We start from the raw sequence: 17,131 nt of genomic DNA, 5'->3' as shown, positions 1-17,131 counted from the left end.
AACGGCGTTTCTTCGCGATCAAGGAGGAAAAGAGCACCTAGTTATGGAAATGATGATAGGGCCATCCAAAGCGAATAGGGGGACTGAGCATGGTGAAGCGAATAGAAGAACAGTTTTTGCAGTATGTCAAAAAAATGATGGGGTATCATGAGGCCATCAATTTAATGTATTGGGATTTGCGGACCGGCGCTCCGAAAAAAGGGGTGGAGCAGCGTTCCGAAGTGATCGGCATGCTGTCGGAAGAAGCGTTTAACATGTCAACGTCAGAGGAAATGGCAGCGTTTATCGCCAAGCTGTCACCGAAAGGGATTTACGAACAGCTTGATGAAGTGACGCGGCATACGCTCAACGAATGCAAAAAAGAATATGAACGAAATAAAAAGATTCCGGTCGAGGAGTATAAGCAGTATGTTGTGCTCTGCTCAAAGGCGGAAAGCGTGTGGGAAGAAGCGAGAGCGGCCGCTGATTTTGACCGTTTTCGTCCGTATTTGGAACAAATCATCGAGTTTCAGCGCCGCTTTATCGGCTATTGGGGGTATGAAGGGCATCCGTATAATACGCTGCTCGATCAGTACGAGCCAGGCATGACGGTCGAGTTGCTTGACGGATTGTTCGGTCAATTGTGCGAGCGCATCGTTCCGCTTGTGCACGCCATTTCTGCTGCCACCGATCAGCCGGATACATCATTTTTATTTGCGACGTTTCCAAAGGAAAAGCAGCGCGCCTTTCTGTTGGAGCTGCTTGTCGAACTCGGCTACGATTTCGGAAAGGGACGGCTTGACGAGACGATTCATCCGTTTGCAATTGGACTCAATCCGAATGATGTCCGCATTACGACACGTTACGATGAACGCGATTTCCGCACCGCTGTTTTTGGCACGATCCACGAGTGCGGCCACGCGCTGTATGAACAGCACATTTCTGCAACACTTGTCGGCACACCGCTCGCGAGTGGGGCGTCGATGGGCATTCACGAATCGCAGTCGCTTTTTTTTGAAAATATGATCGGCCGCCATCTGTCGTTTTGGAAACGGCATTATCCGCGTTTGCAGCGATACGCGCCGGAACAGTTTGCAGGCGTTTCGCTTGATGCGTTTTACCGGGCGATCAATGAGGTGAAGCCGTCGTTGATTCGTATTGAGGCTGACGAACTGACGTATCCGCTTCACATTATTGTTCGGTATGAAATAGAAAAGCAGCTGTTTGCTGGAGAGATTGAAGCTGCTGATTTGCCGGACGTATGGAACGAGAAATACGAACAGTATCTCGGCATCCGCCCGCACAACGATTCGGTCGGTGTTTTACAGGACGTCCATTGGTCAGGCGGCAGCTTCGGCTATTTTCCGTCGTACGCGCTTGGCTATATGTACGCGGCGCAATTCAAACAAGCGCTTGAAAAAGAGCTGGATGTTGCCCGATTGCTTGAGGAAGGGAACATCACACCGATTCGTGAATGGCTGACCGCCAACGTTCACCGGTTCGGCAAAACGAAAAAGCCGCTCGACCTCGTGCGCGATGCGACGGGCGAACCGCTGAAAGCCGATTACCTCATTCAATATTTGGAAGAAAAATATAAGGCGATTTACTGCTTATAAACGAATCCCCCCTCTTTAGCAGCGAAGAGGGGGGATGGCTTTACCATAGTTTGTATCCTTTCGACCCCGGCGGGGCGTTTTGGATAATGTCGATCAGCGGCACCGTATACGCGATCAAAATAAGCGCAACGACAAGGCCGATCCAAAGTTTCCAGTTTTCAAGCGCCAGTGCGGCCCGTTCCTGCGGGGCGGCCGCTTCGGCGACCGGAAATTCCGTTTCGCCTTTCGGGGCGAAAAATGCCAAGTTGATGACGATGACGAGAATGAGAATGATGCCGATGAATAAGATCGTTCCACCGACAGCTTGTGCGATTTGATACGGAATCCATTCGAGCGCCTGCGGCGAATTGCCGTACGTCGAGAACGCTGAACGTCTTGGCGCTCCAAGCAAGCCGGCAAAATGCATCGAGCCGGACATAAACGTCATCCCAACGGCCCAAACGATCGTTTGAATGATGGCGAGGCGGTTCATCGCCTTCGTCATCACCCGGCCGGTCAAATGCGGGATGAGCCAGTACGACGCACCAAAAAAGGTAAGGATGACAGTTGTAGCCACGGTCAGATGGAAGTGGCCGGTCACCCAAATCGTGTTATGGACGACTTGGTTGAGTTGATGCGAGGCGTTAATAATCCCGCCGGTGCCGGCCGGAATGAAAAACAGCATTCCGACAAACGGCGCGAAAAAGCGCGCATCTCCCCACGGCAGTTTCCGCCACCAGCCAAACAAGCCGGTTGCCCCTTGCGCGCGGCCATATGATTCAAACGTCGCAAACATGGCGAATGCCGTCATTAACGATGGAATGATGACCATAAACGTCAAGACGACTTGCACGTATTTCCAAAACGGCGAAATCCCTGGCTCGAGCAACTGATGGTGAAAACCAACCGGAATCGAAAAGAGCAAAAACAAGATAAATGCCAGCCGTGCGAGCGAATCAGAGAAGATTTTGCCGCCGATCACTTTCGGAATGACGGCGTACCAAACCATATACGCCGGCAGCAGCCAGAAGTAAACGAGCGGATGCCCGAAATACCAAAACAGCGTCCGGCTCAATAGCACGTTCACCCGGTCGGTGAGCCCAAGCGACCACGGAATAAGCTGAAAGACGACGGTCGCAGCGACACCGAGCGTGCAGACGAGCCATAATACCATATTTGTCACCGACATAAATGTCAACAGCGGGCTCGCTTCGCCGCGGTGCGCTTTCCGCCAGCGTGCATAATGGGCAAACATTGCAAAACCGCTCACCCAGCTGCCGACGACCACAAGCGTCAGGCCGATATAAAAGCCGGCGTGCGCTTGCAGCGGTGCATAAAATGTGTACAATACGGCCGCTTGCCCAGTAAGAATGAAAAAAGCGCTCATGGCCGTTCCGATCGTCATCATCCAAAAGCCGGTCCAGCCAAACCGGCGCGAACTGCTCGAAAGCGCTCCGGTCGTGCGGCAGACGGCAGCAAACTGAAAGCCGATAATGAAAAACGTCGTCAATACAAGACCAAGCAGGACGCCGTGCGTCGTTAAAATCGTATAATAGCTGATGCCGGCCGGCAGTTCAAACTTGCCGGAACGGACGAGCGTTTGCAACAGGCCGGCGAAGCCGCCTAATGCGAGAGCAACAAAAGCGACAGCTAAATGCGCCAGCGCCAGTTTGGCGTCGCGGCGATCGACTTTTTCCAACGATTGTACCATGTTACTCCACCACCTTAATGCGCGCCGTCATCATATGGTGGCCGGCGCCGCAATATTCATTGCAGAGAATCGTATATTCGCCGGGCTCATCAAACGTCGTCGTCAAACTGTTGACGTAGCCAGGTTCGACCATCATGTTGATGTTTGTTCCTGGAATTTGAAATCCATGGATCACATCCTTCGAGGTGACGTTAATCGTCACTTTCGCTCCTTTTGGAATTTCGATGGCATTTGGCGTAAAGGAAAACGCCGCGACAACAATGTTTAGTTCGTACTCGTTATTTCCTTTTTTGACAAGCCCAGGCTGATTGAATGGCGGGGTCGTGTCCACTTTCTCTGGATCGATCGTCGTCAGGTAGCTTGGCGGCTGCTGTCCGGCAGCGAAAGCGCTCACGCCGACGACGGTTAAAAAGACAACGAGACAGCCGATGCCGAACGTCAGCCAAATTTTTTCGTATTTATGAATGTGCATATCCAGTCCCTCCCTTGCCGCTTACAGGCGGTGTAAAAATAACAAGTAGACGCTGACCCAGGCGAAAATGATGAAAAAGCCGAGCAAAAACACAGACGCCAGCGTGCCGCCGAGCGCCGGCTCTTTCTCTTTTTTTGTTTGCCGGATCGTCGCGGTCGGTTTTGTCCACTCTGGTTTTGTCATGTTGTCTCCCTCCTCTTTTTTGAATTCATCCCCCATCACATCGGTGAGGCAGGCGCGCCAACCGGCGGATTTCCCTGCTTTGACACTATCATAACTGTAGGAAACTGTGGCAACAGTGACTTTTCTCACAAAAACGGCGCGGGAAGTTTGAACAAATGGTGACGATTGTGAAAAATGTATGAAAAAGATGGGAGGAAAAAGGAGCTGCAACGAATGATTGCTCTTCGGTCGGGTGCAACTATATAGATGCAACGAAGAAGTTGAACAGATCCTTGACGGAAAAGCGGTTTGTCCATTTTCGACTGACGGAGGACCGAACAACCCTTTGCTTCACAGACCCATCGATGGGCCTGGAAGCGGCGTTGTTCGGTCGCCCGACAGTCGGGTCAAATCTTCGGAAAGGATGCAAATGGTAAAGCTTCAAATTGCGTCTATATAGAAACGGTTTTGTTCTTAACTGGGTGAAAAATCAAACCGGCGGATTCGTATCAGCAAAGGAATAAAAACGAATAATCCATATTTTTTATACTTTAACGTTCGTCTTTTTAGCAAAAAACGCTTCTCAACTGCCGCTGGTCATGGTATACTGCTAATAACTGAATCACGCTGACTCACTCATATAATCGCAAGAATACGGCTTGCGAGTCTCTACCAGCCGACCGTAAATCGGCTGACTATGAGTGGCAATGTCGGAAGGGAGTCGGCCATGGCCGCTTTGCGCCTTCTGTTTGCTTTTGGCTTAAAAGACATTGCCTGACTCATGGAATGGGTGAGGCCGGTGTTTTTTAAGCTTTTTTTATTGGAGGGAATCGGTATGCGCGAATTGCTCGAAAAAATTGTCGCTGAAGGGGAGGTTGTCACGGACGGAGTGCTCAAAGTCGACCGCTTCTTAAACCATCAAGTCGACCCGCATTTGATGAAGCGGATTGGGGAGGAGTTCGCCGCCAAGTTTCACTGTGAGCGGCCGACGAAAGTGCTGACGCTTGAGTCATCGGGCATCAGCCCGGCACTTATGGCTGCCTATGAACTTGGTGTTCCTCTTGTCGTTGCACGCAAGCGGCGTCCGTTGACGATGACCCGTGAAGTGTATCGCGCAGAAGTGTATTCTTTTACGAAAAAGGAAACGAACGAGATCATTGTTTCCAGGCCGCTACTGGATAGCAGCGACCGGGTGCTGATTATCGACGACTTTTTAGCCAACGGTCAAGCGGCGCTCGGGATGGTGGAAGTCGTCCATCAAGCAGGAGCGGATGTCGTTGGCATCGGCATTGTCATTGAAAAAGCATTTCAAGACGGCGGCCGGCTGCTTCGTTCGCGCGGATTCCGCGTCGTTTCGCTCGCTCGCATCGGCTCGCTTACGGATGGCGTCATTCGATTTCACGAAGGGGTGATGAACGGATGAAAATGAAATGGTGGCAAGTCGGGTCATTAGGCATCCAGCACGTGTTGGCGATGTACGCCGGGGCGATCGTCGTCCCGCTTGTCGTCGGCGGTGCGCTTCAGCTGTCGGGAGAGCAGCTTACGTATTTAGTGGCCGTTGACCTATTGACATGCGGCATCGCGACATTGCTGCAAGTATGGAAAAATAAGTGGTTTGGCATCGGCTTGCCGGTTATGCTCGGCTGTACGTTTACAGCGGTGGGGCCGATGATCGCCATCGGCGGGCAATACGGAATGCCGGCCGTGTATGGGTCGATCCTTTGCGCCGGACTTGTCGTCGTGCTCATCAGTCCGTATTTCAGCAAGCTGCGGGCGCTGTTCCCGCCGGTTGTCACCGGTTCGGTTGTCACGGTGATCGGCTTGACGCTCATCCCGGCGGCCGTGAACAATATGGCTGGGGGGCAAGGGGCGAAGGATTTCGGCGCCCCGGCCAACTTGGCGTTGTCGTTTGGCGTGCTCGCGCTCATTGTTGTGCTCTACCGCTGCTTCAAAGGCTTCGTTCGCTCCATTGCCATTTTGCTTGGGATGGCCGTCGGCACCGCTGCCGCGGCGGCGATGGGAAAAGTGGACTGGACGGCTGTCACCGAAGCGTCGTGGGTTCATCTGCCGCAGCCGTTTTATTTCGGTGTTCCGTCGTTCCATGGCCCGGCCGTCTTGACGATGGTGTTGGTTGCCATCGTCAGCCTCGTCGAATCGACCGGCGTCTACTTCGCTTTGTCTGACATTTGCCGCCGCCGGCTGACGGATGAGGATTTGGCGGGCGGCTACCGCGCCGAAGGGCTGGCAATCATCGTCGGCGGGTTGCTGAATGCGTTCCCGTATACGACATACTCACAAAACGTCGGCCTCGTTCAATTGTCAGGCGTGAAAACGCGAAACGTCATTTACGCCGCCGCTCTGTTTCTCATCTTGCTTGGATTTGTGCCGAAAATCGCGGCTGTGGCGACAATCATTCCAGCCCCAGTGCTCGGCGGGGCGATGCTCGCCATGTTTGGCATGGTCATCGCCTACGGCGTGAAAATGTTAAGCCAAGTTGACTTGACGGTGCAAGAAAACTTGCTCATTATCGCCTGCTCGATCGGCGTGGGGCTCGGGGTGACAGCGGTGCCGAACTTGTTTGCTGAACTGCCGGCCGGCCTCCGCATTTTGACGGATAGCGGCATCGTCGCTGGCAGCATGACCGCTATCCTCTTAAACGCCGTCTTCCATCTCGGCAAGGCGAGAAAATCAGCTACCTTGCCGCTGCAGGAACAAAAAATCTCGTAAACGTGTGAAGGTCATCGATTTCATCGCCGTCTTCGTCTCCCGCGATCAGCTTGGGAAACGAAGATGGCTTTTTGTTCGCGTGTCGATTCGTAGAGAAAAGAGTAGAAGATGGTGGAAGCGCAATGATATAATGGAAAGGGAAAAGGAGGTGAAACCGTGGACGAATGGGTGGTGCGCCTGTTTGACGAGCTGCGGCAAATGCGGGCGGAGATGGCAACGAAGGCCGACATCGCCCGAGCGAATGAGCGCATCGAGCGGTTTGAACAGACGATGACTGCGGTGAAAAAAGACGTGGCGCAGACGAACGAACGCATCGGGCAGCTGGAACAAACGGTGGTGGCCATGCGGGAGGACGTGGCGTCGTTGGATGTGCGCGTCGGGCGCATAGAAGAACGCGTTGAGCACATGGACGCGCGCATCGGGCGCATAGAAGAACGCGTTGAGCACATGGACGCGCGCATCGGGCGCATAGAAGAACGCGTTGAGCACATGGATGTGCGCGTCGGGCGTATGGAAGAACGCGTCGAGCGCGTCGAGCAGACGATGGCGACGAAAGAAGACGTGGCGCAGACGAACGAACGCATCGGGCAGCTGGAACAAACGGTGGTGGCCGTGCGGGAGGACGTGGCGTCGTTGGATGCGCGCGTCGGGCGCATGGAAGAACGCGTTGAGCACATGGATGTGCGCGTCGGGCGTATGGAAGAACGCGTCGAGCGCGTCGAGCAGACGATGGCGACGAAAGAAGACGTGGCGCAGACGAACGAACGCATCGGGCAACTGGAACAAACGGTGGTGGCCGTGCGGGAGGACGTGGCGTCGTTGGATGCGCGCGTCGGGCGCATGGAAGAACGCGTCGAGCGCATCGAGCAGACGATGGCGACGAAAGAAGATGTCGCCGAATTGCCGTTCATTCGGCAAGCCGTCGTGGAGACATTAGAAACGCTTCGAGACGTGTTAACGATCAAGCAAACCGTTGCCCAAACGCAGCAGAAAATCGATGAAATCATCACCGGACAAGCTAGGCAAGAGCTCGTTCTTCAATCCCTCGCGTTGCATCTACTTGAGCATGAGAGCGAAATCCGCGCTTTGAAAGCGAAATAACGCTAAACATCTCAGTTAAACTCCTCGCTTGAGACGGTTGTTCTTCCTGAAAAGACAGGCCGGCTTTGTCCGCGCCTGTTTTTTGCATGTTCCCGCCCTTTTGGATGATCAGCGGTTTCCAAATGATAAGACACACGGGATGCCTGTTTGTCTGCATACAGTTTGCTTGCTTGCGCATCCTAAACGAAAAGAGGAACAAACCGAGGTGTTTGTATGCCGACCCTTTTATCGATCGGCACGGCAAAGATGCCATATATCGTTTCCCAAGACGAAGTGAAGCGGCATGTCGCCGGTCTGTTTGCCGGACGCCTCGCGCGCGCCGAGCGGTTGCTGCAGGCGTTTGACAACGGCGGCATCGGTACGCGCACGTTTGTTAAGCCGCTTGTTTGGTACAGCGAGCCACATGGTTTCGGGGAGAAAAATGAGGTGTACATCGACAGCGCCGTTCGCTACAGCGGCGAGGCAGCCAACAACTGTTTGCATAATGCTCCCGCCGGCCCGGTTCCGCATGAGGCGGTCGATGCGCTGTTTTACATCTCAACGACCGGTTTGTCCACGCCAAGCATCGAGGCGCGGCTGATGAACGTACTGCCGTTTTCTCCTTCCGCCGTGCGGGTGCCGGTTTGGGGGCTTGGCTGTGCGGGCGGGGCAGCGGGCCTTGCTCGGGCGGCCGATTATTGCCGGGCGTTTCCGAAGGCGAAGGCGCTTGTGATTGCCGCTGAGTTTTGCAGTTTGACATTTCAGGCGCACGACTTATCAAAAAGCAATGTGATCGGCACATCGCTTTTTTCCGACGGTGTGGCCTGCGTGCTTGTCGCCGGCGATGAAGCAGCGCCAAACAGCGGCGCGCCGCGCATCATCGCCGCCCGGTCGGCGCTGATGCCCCGCTCGGAGGACGTGATGGGGTGGGATATTCGCGATGAAGGGCTGTTTGTCGTCTTTTCAAAAGACATTCCGTCGATCGTCCGCGCATGGCTGCGCCCCCAAGTGGAGTCGTTTTTGCAGGAGAACGGGCTGAGTCTTCGCGACCTTCGCTATTTTATCGCTCACCCGGGCGGGAAAAAGGTGATGGAGGCGTACGAAGAAGCGTTCGGGTTCGACATGGAACAGACAAAGGCTTCCAGAGAGGTGCTGGCCCGATATGGCAATATGTCGTCAGCCACCGTTTATTTCGTGCTTGAGGAAGTGATGCGGCAGCCGCTTGCGCCCGGGTATGGGCTGCTCGTCGCCCTCGGTCCCGGCTTTAGCGCCGAGATGGTGCTGCTCAAATGGGAGGGATGATGATGCGGTTTGCCTTCGTATTTTTTGCGGTGGTCGGGATGCGTTTGTTTGAGCTTTGGCTTGCGAAACGAAACGAACGGTATGTGAAAGCGCTCGGGGCAAAAGAGGTTGGCGCCCGCCATTATCCGTGGATCGTGTTGATGCATGTGCTCTTTCTTTTGTCGCTGGCTGTGGAGGCGCTTCGAAAAGGCGCCCGCCCGTCGCGGCGCTGGCCGCTTTTGTTTCCGCTCTTTCTCGCCGTCGAAGGGCTGCGCGCATGGACGATTTTGTCGCTTGGCCGCTTTTGGAATACGAAAATTTTGATTGTTCCCAACCGCCCGGTCGTGAAAAAAGGACCATACCGGTGGATTCGTCATCCGAACTATGCGGTCGTCGTTTTGGAGATCGCGTTGCTGCCGCTTTTGTTTCAGGCGCCTATGACCGCGCTCGTATTTTCACTTCTTAACGCGCTTATGTTGTCCGTTCGCATTACGGCTGAAGAGCAGGCGCTGTCGGCGTTTACCGATTATGAGGAAGCGTTTCAGGAGCGGCCGCGTTTTTTGCCGCCGCTAAGAAGAAAAACAGCCGCGCGCATGTAAGGCTGCGTGAAAGAGCAGCGGCCGCTCTTTTGCGGTTAATGCAAAAGAAAACAAGAATGTTTCTGATCAACTCCTTCCTGCCAAACGAACGGGGCGGGATTTTTTTGTTTTTCTATTGGGAAACGGGACGAAATACAGTAAAATGAATGTAAACGATATTGACGCAAGCAAGGGGTTTTGGTCATGGGACATGTTGCGACTGCGCGGTCGTCATTGCGGCCGTGGCTGGCGAAAATGATCGAAATGTATGAGCAGCTTCGGGAGGCCAATGACAAAGAAAATGCCGACAAAGTGAAGCAGCTTATGGAAAAGACGGCGTCCGGAGAGCTTGTTGTCGCGTTTTGCGGCCATTTCTCCGCCGGCAAATCGAGTTTGATCAATGCGCTGCTCGGCGAGCCGCTATTGCCGTCAAGCCCGATTCCGACGAGCGCCAATCTTGTGAAAGTGAAGGCCGGCCGGGATTATGTGCGCGTTTTTTACCACCGCGATGCGCCGGTCGAGTACGAACCGCCGTATGATCCGGACCTTATCCGCGCGCAATGCCGCGACGGGGAGACGATCGAATGGATTGAAATCAGCCGCGAAACGGACGCCATTCCGCCGGGAGTCGCCATCTTGGACACGCCGGGCATCGACTCGACGGACGACGCCCACCGGCTGGCGACCGAGTCCGCGCTCCATTTAGCCGATGTCGTCTTTTATGTCATGGATTATAACCATGTACAGGCGGAATTAAACTTTCAATTTACGAAACAATTAACGGATGAAGGGAAAACCGTCTATTTGATCATCAACCAAATCGACAAACATCGGGAGGACGAGCTGCCGTTTGCTGCGTTTCGCGCCTCGGCGGTTGAGGCGTTCCGGCGATGGGGAGTCGAGGCGGCCCGCTTGTTTTTTCTCTCGTTAAAAGCGCCGACCCATCCGCATAATGAATGGCATGAGCTATCAGCTTGTTTGCGCCGGCTGTTTGCGGATAAAGATGAATGGCTCGTCCGCGGCGCTGAAGCCGGGTTAAACGGAATCGCCGCCCGCCATTTCGAACAGCTTTGCGCCCGTCATGAGCCGCTTGAACAAGAGATGCGCATGCAGCTTCAGGAGCTCGGCGGCGCCGGGGATGAAGCGGCGGCCATGGAGGAGCTCAGACGGCTGGAGGCGGAGCTTGTCGATTGGCAAACGGCGCCGGCACGGGCTGAAGAGGCTTTTCGCGTCGAACTGGAGCGCGTGCTGCAAAACGCCTACTTGATGCCGTTTGAGACAAGAGTGCGGGCTGAAGCGTACTTGCAGGCGATGCGGCCCGATTTTAAAGTTGGATGGTGGTTTGCGAAGACAAAAACAGAAGAGGAGCGCCAGCGGCGGCTCGATGCGTTTTACGAAAGCGTCAAAGCGCAAGCGGAGGCGCAAATCGAATGGCACGTCCGCCAGTTGCTTCTTCGGTTTGGAAACGAATGGAACGCTGAGCACGCTTGGCTTGGCAAGTGCCAGCAATGGACGGTGGGGTGGGAGAAAGGGCTGCTCGCCGGTCTCGTTAAACAAGGCGCGGATACAAGCGGCGCGGCGCTATTAAACTATACGGACGAGGTCGCTGCGGCGCTGAAAAAAGGTTACCGCGATTCGGCGCTTGCTTTGTTTGCTGAGCTCGCGGACCAAGTTGCCAAACAGGCAGCCGCTCACACGGAAGCATTGAGCAGCGAACTTTCGAAGGCGCGCGAAAAAGCGGAGCTTATCAGCCGCCTCGCCCGCCTCAAAGCCGAGCGGGAAGAGCGCCAACGCGCGTTTAGGCAGCTCATCGCCGCCCCGGGCGATGCCGCAGCGCTTGATGAGAACCGCCTTGCCGCGCTGACCGCGCCGCCTGATTTCCGCAAGGCGCGCCATGTGGAAACGGCAAAACAGCAAGCCGCAGCTGCGCCGGCAGCTGATCATGCCGTCAAAGAGCAAGCGCTCGGTCGGAGAGGGGGGGCGGCTGGCGGCGGAGTGGAGAACGAAAGAACGGGGGAATCCCGTACGCCGTCAGCCGGTGGAAAGCGGCGAAGCGAACAGGCCGCCGGCCGGCTTGATGAAGCGGCAGCTTACCTTGAACAAACGGATTTGCTGCGCCGTTTCGCCGCCCCGTTGCGCGACAAGGCGCGCCGGCTCCGTGAGCGCGCGTTTACGGTCGCTTTGTTTGGCGCTTTCAGCGCCGGCAAGTCATCGCTTGCCAACGCCTTGCTCGGCGCACCGCTTTTGCCGTCCTCGCCGAACCCGACGACCGCCGCCATCAGCAAAATCGCGCCGCCTGACAAGGAACATCCGCACGGTACGGCGATCGTGAAAGTGAAAAGCGAACCGCAAATTTGGGCTGATGTGCAAGCATCGCTCAGCCAGTTCGGCCATGCGGCGAATACTTGGGAGGAAGCGCTTCGCATTTGCGCCCGCCTCGCTGAGTCTGGGGCCGAACATCCGGCGCAAAAGCCGCACGTTGCTTTTTTGGCGGCCGCTGCGGCCGGCTATGAGCGGATGTGCGGTCGATTTGGGGCAACGCTGTCGATCCGTTTCGAGGAGCTGGAAGAGTATGTGGCGGATGAAGCGGTGTCGTGTTTCTTAGATGAGGTCGTGCTGTATGCCGACTGTCCGCTCACCCGCCAAGGAGTGACGCTTGTCGATACGCCGGGAGTTGATTCGTTAAACGCCCGTCATACCGGAGTGGCGTTCCATTATATGAAGCATGCCGATGCGCTGCTGTTTGTGACATACTACAACCATGCGTTTTCGAAAGCGGACCGCGAGTTTTTGCTTCAGCTCGGGCGCGTCAAAGATGCGTTTGCCCTTGACAAAATGTTTTTCATCATCAATGCGGCCGATTTGGCCCAGTCGAAAGAAGAACTTGATGCTGTCGTCGCCTACATGAGCGGTGAGCTCGCCCGTTTTGGCATCCGCTTTCCGCGCCTTTATGCGCTCTCAAGCCGCATGGCGCTGGCGGAAAAAACAGGGGCGGAGCCCGGACCGCGCGGCGTCTTGACGGACTCCGGCTTGCCTGCCTTTGAAGCGGACTTTTTCCGCTTCTTGACAGAGGAGCTGGCCGAGGTGGCGGTCGAGGGCGCCTACGCCGAGCTCGAGCGGGCGTATCAGACGGCGGCGGAATACGCGCGGGCCGCCGGGCAGAGCGAGGCGGAAAAAGCGGCGAAGCGGCGGGAGCTTGAGGCGGTTAAGGCCAAAATGCGCACCGTGCTCGCCGATGCCGGCGATGCCTACGGCCGACAAGCGCTCAGCCAAGAAGTCGACGAACTGCTTTATTACGTGAAACAGCGCGTCTTTTTCCGCTTGAACGACGCGTTTAAAGAGGCGTTTAATCCGGCGGTGCTCCGCGACGATCAAGGCCCGGTGCGGCGGGCGCTTGAGCGTTGCCTCGATGAGCTGCTGGCGTCCGTTGGCTTTGATTTGGCGCAAGAGCTGCGGGCGACGAGCTTGCGGGTTGAGGCGTTTTTGCATAAACGGCTTGCCGAGCAGTTCGCCCGTCTGACTAACGAGCTTCGCCGCCTTGATGAGGCGCTCGCCCTCGTGCTGCCGGAGCCGTTTGCCTTTGCGGCGCCGGAGTTCGCCAACGCCTTTAGCGATGTGGATCGGGCGCGGTTTGCCAAGGCGCTTTCGCTCTATAAAAACGCAAAATCGTTTTTTGAACGTGATGAGAAGCGGCGGATGAAAGAAGAGATGGAAGCAGCGCTCGTTGAGCCGGTGGATCGATATTTGGCCGAGCAAAAAGAGCGGCTCGTCTCCGCATACGCCAAGCAATACGAGGCTGCCGCCGCCGCGCTTGCCGCCGCGCTCGCCGACCAGGTCGACAGCTATATGGACGGTTTCATGGCGGCGCTCGCCGAAACGGCGGACTCCGAGGCGCTCAACCGAATCGAAGCGGCGCTTTTCGGCCTTCTTTCGAGGGAAGACCGGGAGGCGCGCCGATGAACCGGTTTCATGCTTGTGCGACATGCATCCACTACGGCATCGAAAAACGGGCCGACGGGCTCTACACGTATTGCCGCCGGCTTGGCTATGCGACGAAACCGAACTACCAGTTCAACTGCTGGACGCCGAAACCGAACGTCCAGCGTTTGATGGAAAAAGAAGCAAGAAAGGACGAGAACGATTGAGTGAAGTGCATCAAGCGATTACCGCCCACGTACAAAAACAGCATGCCGTCTTGAAAAAGTTTGCCATGCTCGACGCCGAGCGCGAGCGGCATATCGAAGAAGCGGTCGAGCGGTGCCGCCGCGGCGAGCCGTTTACGGTCGAGCTGATCAACGAAGTGACGAAACAAATGAACGAGCTGGCTAAAGGCGGCCTCGTGCCGACGCGCAAGTACGTAACGCCAGAAATGGTGCGCGACTATGTGAGCCGGCTTGAAGGGAAGCGACCGTAACAGCAAGGAACATATCAGACGGCCGTTACGCTAGAGCCCATAGGGATGGCGGCCGACTGGCGCGCATGAATCCCGTGGGCAGGTTGATCGGCAGGCAAAACGAAAAGGGGGAGAAGAACATGGCGTCTCTTGTTTCCCACGAATGGCTGCACGCCCATTTGTCCGAGGAAAACATCCGCGTTCTTGATTGCCGGTTTTGGCTCGGTGACCCGTCTAAAGGCGCATCCGTTTACCGAGACGATCATATTCCCGGTGCAGTGTATATGGATTTGGAGCGCGATTTGTCCGGTCCGGTGTCGGAGCATGGCGGACGTCATCCGCTGCCATCGGCCGCTCAAGCGGCCGCCGTGTTTGGCCGCGCCGGCATCGATGAAACGGTGACGGTCATCGTCTACGATGATCAAGATGGGGCGATGGCCGCGCGCTGTTGGTGGCTGCTTCGCTATTTCGGCCATGAGCGCGTTTACGTGTTAGACGGCAATTACAGCGAATGGAAAAGGAAATGGCGCCCGGTGACGGACGCTATTCCTGCGGTAGCGCCGCGGCGGTTTCAGCCGCGGCCCGACCGATCATGGCTCGCAACGGTTGAGGATGTGCGCGCCGCTGTGCGCAACCGCTCGGCCGTGCTCATCGATTCGCGCGAGTGGAAGCGGTACGCCGGCTTAGAAGAACCGATCGACCGCCGTCCCGGCCGCATTCCGGGAGCGGTGCACCGGTTTTGGAAAGATGGGGTGGAAGAAGACGGCTACTGGAAACGCGCAACCGATCAAGCGGCGCGCTTCGCCGACCTTGACCGCGGTACGCCGTTGATCGTCTACTGCGGCTCCGGTGTCACCGCCTGTCCGAACGTGCTCGCCTTAAAAGAAGCCGGCTACCGAAATGTCCGGTTGTATGTCGGCAGTTTCAGCGACTGGATTTCCTACCCGGATCATCCGGTCGAAACGGGCGATCCATCATCTTCTGCATAAGTGTTTTCTAAACGTCTAGCTACGAACGCTTGGGCCTGCGCATAGTTTTTCTCCGGCGGGCGATACTATGCGTGAACCGACTGAACAAGAGGAGGAGAGCGCATGGGCCGGACAAAGCTCGGCAATGCTAATGCCCAACGAAACAACAATGCGAAAAAGAAAAACGGCTTTAACGAATGGACGAGCGAATTCGCTTCCTACGCTGAAGTGGAAGCGGAAAAAATGAAAAATGACCATAAGAACATCCGGTAACGACGAGGGCGCGCCCCTCGTTTTTTGTCGTGAGCAGCAGCGTTGGCAAAGACAAACGTATGTGCTATAATCATGGACAGAACGGCAAAGGGCGCTGGACGCGAAGCGGGGCGCTGGCCGGCAGGGAGGGAAAAAGGTGCGAAAATGGTTGCTCGTTCTTTTGTTTTTAGCCGTCACCGGCTACGGCCTTTGGGATGCGATGGCCGCCGAGAAACCGAATGGGACAAGCGAAACCGAAATCGGCCCGGAAATCGGCCATGCAGCCCCCGACTTGACGATGCCGACGCTTGGCGGCGAGCCGGTCAAGCTGTCCGATTTGCGCGGCAAGGCGGTCGTCCTTAACTTTTGGACGTCATGGTGTCCGCCGTGCAAAAAGGAAATGCCGGAGCTTGAGAAGTTTTACAAACAGCATGGCCGTGAAGTCATGTTGCTCGCTGTCCATTTGACCACACAAGACACGCTCGATAACGCGGAGCGATTTGTAAAAAGCGGGAAGCTGACGCTGCCGGTCGCTTTCGATGTCCGCGGCGAGGCGCTCCATCAATATCGGGTTCAAACGATTCCAACGACGTATATCATCGATCCGAACGGCGTCATCCGGCAAAAAATCGTCGGTCCGGTGACCGCCGCTCAGCTCGAGAAAGAAACAGCGCTCTTTCGTTAACCATCAGCTGGTTTTAGCGAAAGGGCTTTTTTCTTGATTCGTTATTTTTCGAAAAGTTGTCATAATTTTTATCTTTTTTGGGCATGAATAGGATTACAATAAAAATGAGGGGAGGTTGGAGCGATGAGACGATCCCGCAAAATGACTCTCCAAGAATTGATCAGCGAGAATAAGCGACAATTGTTAAATGACCGGGAAGCGCTCGAAAAGATCGAGAAAAAGCTGGAAGAGCGGATGCTCAAGAAAGCAGAATAACCCATGCATAGCGGTCCTCCGGGCGGACAGACTAGATGGCGAGGAGGCGAAGATGATGAGCAATCCGAAAGGAAGCCGCAAACATTTTGTGCCGAACCATATCGGAACACAGCCTCGCGCCGCTGGGGGAAACAAAGGCAAACAAATGCAAGACCAATCCGGCCAGCACGCCCAAGTCATCCAAACGAAGGGTGAATGAACCGAAACTCGCGTGAAGGAGGAAGCGTCATGCCACGTCCGAAACCGGATGACCGCAGCGACAACGTTGAAAAGTTGCAAGATATGGTGCAAAATACAATTGAAAACATCGAAAAAGCCGAAGAAACCATGCAGTTTGCTTCCCCCGAAGAGCGGGAGCAAATTCGCGAGAAAAATCGCCGCCGCGAGGAAGCGATTGCCGCCATGCGCGCGGAAATTAAAGATGAAGCGGCTGCACGTGAACACGGCTACCAATAACCGAAGCTGCCCGAATCGGGCGGCTTCATTTTTTCTGCTTGCCGCTTGAGCCGGCGGACGGACGAGTGGTAACATAAAGAGGAGGCCCGGCAAAAAATGGAGGGAGAACGAACGTGAAAGTAGCAGAAAAACAAATCGAAGTGCGCTATGCGGAAACGGACCAGATGGGCGTCGTTTACCATGCGAACTACTTAGTTTGGATGGAAGTGGGGCGCACGGAGTTAATCAAACAGCTTGGCTTCCATTATGCCGAGATGGAGAAAGAGGGCGTCATTTCGCCGGTCATCGACTTGCAAGTGTCGTACAAAAAACCGCTTCACTACGGGGAGACGGCGACCGTCCGCACATGGATCGACGCTTATGACGGCATCCGTGTCACGTATGGCTACGAAATTCTCGCCCCGGACGGCGAAGTGGCGGTGACCGGCAAGTCGCAGCACGTTTGCGTCAGGCGCGAGACGTTTCGGCCGATCGTCATTCGCAAATATTTTCCCGACTGGCACGAAGCGTACGAGCGGGCGAAACGGTAAAGGGGAG

At 55.6% G+C, this 17,131-nt stretch carries 19 protein-coding genes and 1 riboswitch; of the genes, 16 read left to right on the top strand and 3 right to left on the bottom strand.

Annotated features, from left to right (window positions below; all coding sequences use genetic code 11):
- The first annotated feature begins 89 nt into the window (after positions 1-89).
- A complete protein-coding gene (locus GS3922_RS08830; RefSeq protein WP_063166040.1) occupies positions 90-1,595 on the top strand; it encodes a carboxypeptidase M32 in 1,506 nt (501 codons plus the stop codon).
- A gap of 40 nt (positions 1,596-1,635) precedes the next feature.
- On the opposite strand, the gene GS3922_RS08825 is transcribed toward GS3922_RS08830, so the two are convergent.
- Genes GS3922_RS08825 through GS3922_RS08815 form a run of 3 tightly spaced genes read right to left on the bottom strand, consistent with a single transcriptional unit; the run spans position 1,636 to position 3,940 of the window.
- The gene (locus GS3922_RS08825) at positions 1,636-3,285 is read right to left on the bottom strand and encodes a b(o/a)3-type cytochrome-c oxidase subunit 1 (RefSeq protein WP_063166039.1); all 1,650 of its coding nucleotides are present in this window, start codon (positions 3,283-3,285) and stop codon (positions 1,636-1,638) included.
- A 1-nt stretch (position 3,286) separates the two neighbouring features.
- On the bottom strand, positions 3,287-3,757 hold the full coding sequence (locus tag GS3922_RS08820) for a cytochrome c oxidase subunit II (protein WP_063166038.1): 471 nt from the start codon (positions 3,755-3,757) through the stop codon (positions 3,287-3,289).
- Positions 3,758-3,778: 21 nt separating this feature from the next.
- Positions 3,779-3,940 (bottom strand): hypothetical protein, encoded by a 162-nt coding sequence (locus tag GS3922_RS08815; protein WP_047818297.1) that lies wholly within the window; start codon positions 3,938-3,940, stop codon positions 3,779-3,781.
- Between the two features lie 595 nt (positions 3,941-4,535).
- Positions 4,536-4,637: riboswitch (purine riboswitch) on the top strand.
- Positions 4,638-4,754: 117 nt separating this feature from the next.
- On the opposite strand from GS3922_RS08815, the gene GS3922_RS08810 reads away from it, so the two are divergent.
- The 15 genes from GS3922_RS08810 to GS3922_RS08750 all read left to right on the top strand — a co-directional run bounded on the left by GS3922_RS08810 (position 4,755) and on the right by GS3922_RS08750 (position 17,124).
- On the top strand, positions 4,755-5,342 hold the full coding sequence (locus tag GS3922_RS08810) for a xanthine phosphoribosyltransferase (RefSeq protein ID WP_063166037.1): 588 nt from the start codon (positions 4,755-4,757) through the stop codon (positions 5,340-5,342).
- Entirely contained in the window at positions 5,339-6,646 is a 1,308-nt protein-coding gene (locus GS3922_RS08805) for a nucleobase:cation symporter-2 family protein (RefSeq protein ID WP_063166036.1), read from the top strand. Before GS3922_RS08810 ends, GS3922_RS08805 begins: the two co-directional genes overlap by 4 nt.
- 156 nt (positions 6,647-6,802) lie before the next feature.
- Positions 6,803-7,747 carry a coiled-coil domain-containing protein gene (locus GS3922_RS08800; RefSeq protein ID WP_063166035.1) on the top strand — a complete coding sequence of 315 codons (945 nt, stop codon included), beginning with the start codon at positions 6,803-6,805 and terminating at the stop codon, positions 7,745-7,747.
- Between the two features lie 213 nt (positions 7,748-7,960).
- Positions 7,961-9,028, top strand: a complete 1,068-nt coding sequence (locus tag GS3922_RS08795; protein WP_063166034.1) for a type III polyketide synthase — start codon at positions 7,961-7,963, stop codon at positions 9,026-9,028.
- Positions 9,025-9,606, top strand: a complete 582-nt coding sequence (locus GS3922_RS08790) for an isoprenylcysteine carboxyl methyltransferase family protein (protein WP_063166033.1) — start codon at positions 9,025-9,027, stop codon at positions 9,604-9,606. The genes GS3922_RS08795 and GS3922_RS08790 overlap by 4 nt, the downstream gene beginning before the upstream one ends.
- Positions 9,607-9,789: 183 nt before the next feature.
- Entirely contained in the window at positions 9,790-13,545 is a 3,756-nt protein-coding gene (locus GS3922_RS08785; RefSeq protein ID WP_063166032.1) for a dynamin family protein, read from the top strand.
- Complete coding sequence (locus tag GS3922_RS08780) at positions 13,542-13,730, top strand: hypothetical protein (RefSeq protein ID WP_063166031.1); 189 nt, start codon at positions 13,542-13,544, stop codon at positions 13,728-13,730. Before GS3922_RS08785 ends, GS3922_RS08780 begins: the two co-directional genes overlap by 4 nt.
- The gene (locus GS3922_RS08775; RefSeq protein WP_063166030.1) at positions 13,727-13,999 is read left to right on the top strand and encodes a YpbS family protein; all 273 of its coding nucleotides are present in this window, start codon (positions 13,727-13,729) and stop codon (positions 13,997-13,999) included. Before GS3922_RS08780 ends, GS3922_RS08775 begins: the two co-directional genes overlap by 4 nt.
- A 119-nt stretch (positions 14,000-14,118) precedes the next feature.
- On the top strand, positions 14,119-14,967 hold the full coding sequence (locus GS3922_RS08770; RefSeq protein ID WP_063166029.1) for a sulfurtransferase: 849 nt from the start codon (positions 14,119-14,121) through the stop codon (positions 14,965-14,967).
- 102 nt (positions 14,968-15,069) lie between these two features.
- Positions 15,070-15,219, top strand: a complete 150-nt coding sequence (locus GS3922_RS17880) for a hypothetical protein (RefSeq protein WP_008879304.1) — start codon at positions 15,070-15,072, stop codon at positions 15,217-15,219.
- A 136-nt stretch (positions 15,220-15,355) separates the two neighbouring features.
- Positions 15,356-15,883 (top strand): TlpA family protein disulfide reductase, encoded by a 528-nt coding sequence (locus GS3922_RS08765; RefSeq protein ID WP_063166028.1) that lies wholly within the window; start codon positions 15,356-15,358, stop codon positions 15,881-15,883.
- A 123-nt stretch (positions 15,884-16,006) separates the two neighbouring features.
- Positions 16,007-16,138, top strand: a complete 132-nt coding sequence (locus tag GS3922_RS17260) for an FbpB family small basic protein (RefSeq protein WP_011231055.1) — start codon at positions 16,007-16,009, stop codon at positions 16,136-16,138.
- A gap of 55 nt (positions 16,139-16,193) precedes the next feature.
- The gene (locus GS3922_RS08760; RefSeq protein WP_011231056.1) at positions 16,194-16,337 is read left to right on the top strand and encodes an acid-soluble spore protein N; all 144 of its coding nucleotides are present in this window, start codon (positions 16,194-16,196) and stop codon (positions 16,335-16,337) included.
- Between the two features lie 29 nt (positions 16,338-16,366).
- Entirely contained in the window at positions 16,367-16,594 is a 228-nt protein-coding gene (gene tlp / locus GS3922_RS08755) for a small acid-soluble spore protein Tlp (protein ID WP_063166027.1), read from the top strand.
- Positions 16,595-16,707: 113 nt separating this feature from the next.
- A complete protein-coding gene (locus tag GS3922_RS08750) occupies positions 16,708-17,124 on the top strand; it encodes an acyl-CoA thioesterase (protein ID WP_063166026.1) in 417 nt (138 codons plus the stop codon).
- The last annotated feature ends 7 nt before the right edge of the window (positions 17,125-17,131 follow it).

The sequence above is a fragment of the Geobacillus subterraneus genome (genome assembly GCF_001618685.1).
GTDB classification, from domain to species: domain Bacteria; phylum Bacillota; class Bacilli; order Bacillales; family Anoxybacillaceae; genus Geobacillus; species Geobacillus subterraneus.
The sequence above is the reverse complement of the archived record's forward strand: the minus strand, read 5'-3'. Positions and strand labels throughout refer to the sequence as shown.